Source organism: Nocardiopsis halotolerans DSM 44410 (genome assembly GCF_000341065.1).
Lineage (GTDB): Bacteria > Actinomycetota > Actinomycetes > Streptosporangiales > Streptosporangiaceae > Nocardiopsis > Nocardiopsis halotolerans.
The window spans coordinates 1-1,226 of sequence record NZ_ANAX01000015.1; the positions used below are offsets into that span (position 1 = coordinate 1).

1 protein-coding gene is annotated in these 1,226 nt (G+C 76.3%); it reads right to left on the minus strand.

Going from position 1 to position 1,226, the window contains the following annotated elements; translation table 11 throughout:
• Nucleotides 1-505: 505 nt before the first annotated feature.
• Nucleotides 506-1,198 (minus strand): sirohydrochlorin chelatase, encoded by a 693-nt coding sequence (locus D455_RS0100945; protein ID WP_017568886.1) that lies wholly within the window; start codon nt 1,196-1,198, stop codon nt 506-508.
• Between the last annotated feature and the right edge of the window lie 28 nt (nt 1,199-1,226).

The window sequence follows — 1,226 nt, forward strand, 5'->3', positions numbered from 1 at the left end:
GATCAGGGGTGTGGCCCGTGTGGTGGAGGTGGGGGTTGCGCCGATCAGGGCCGCGGCGACGGGGGCGCCGAACAGGGCGCCGACGGCCCGGTCGCTGGCGGGGTCGTGGAAGGCGGGCAGGGGGGCGGGTGTTGCGGGCATGGCCGTCCTTGGTGCGGTGCGGAGGGGGAAGGGGCGGGGATCCACCGGGTGGTGTTCCCGCTTCCGTCGCATGGCGCACCCGGGGGCCGGTTGTGGCCACACGCGGGTCCGGTCCCGGCGCCGGGCGCTTCCCTTCGGGGATGCCTTGGTGCGGGCGTGGGGGTGGACGGATCGCACGAGACCTTTCCGGTGCGGTCTTCGCGCGTGCGCGCGGAGGGTGGGGCCGCGCGGGTGGTGTTCGTGTGCTTGTGGGGTGCGCGGCTCGCGTGCGGTGGGGGCCACGGCCGGAAGGAGGGGCGGGCTCCTGGGGGCGTGCGCGGTTTCGCCCGGGGCGTTTTCCCGCGTCCGTTGCTTCGTGTGCGCCTCAGACGGGTTGGGAGATGGCGGCCCGGTGGTAGCGGTCGGCCACGGCGTGGGCGATGGTCGCCTCCGGGCACAGCGGGCGCGTGATCGCGTCGGCGCCCGCGTGGGCCAGACGGTCGTGGAACAGGCCGGGGGCCAGCAGCCAGCTGGCCACGACCACTCGCCTGTGTCCCTGTTCGCGCAGGTGGGAGACCTGTTCGGCGACGGTGGGGCGTCCGGTGGCGATGAAGGCCAACGTCACGGGGGCGTCCAGGCGGTGGGACAGGCGGGCGGCGGCCTGGTGGAGTTCGGCGCTGGCGTGGGCGTCGGAGGTTCCGGCGCAGGCCAGGACGACGGCGTCGCCGGTGCGGTATCCGGCCTCGATCAGGCGGCGCACGGCGGTGTCCAGGACCGCGGGGTGCTGGCCCAGGGCGGGGGTGATGACGGCGTCGGCGCGTCCGGCGCGGGCGAGCTGGTGGGGGATGTCGGTGCGCACGTGGTAGCCCGAGGCCAGGAAGGCGGGCACGACCACCAGCGGTCCGGGGGTGGTGGACGCGACGTCGCCGACGGTGGGGGTGAGCACGTCGGCGAAGGCCAGCCGGGTGGGCCTGTGGGTGACCTCGGCCACGCGCAGGGCCAGGGAGTGGGCCACGGCGGTGCCGTGGGGGTCGCGGGTGCCGTGGACGGCCAGGAGCAGGGTGGGGTGTCGGTGCATGGCGTGGCGCGGGCCCGGCGGGGGGCCG

What these genes read in the sequence shown, in the direction of transcription:
- D455_RS0100945 (WP_017568886.1), bottom strand. Translation starts at nt 1,198, where the DNA reads ATGCACCGACACCCCACCCTGCTCCTGGCCGTCCACGGCACCCGCGAC.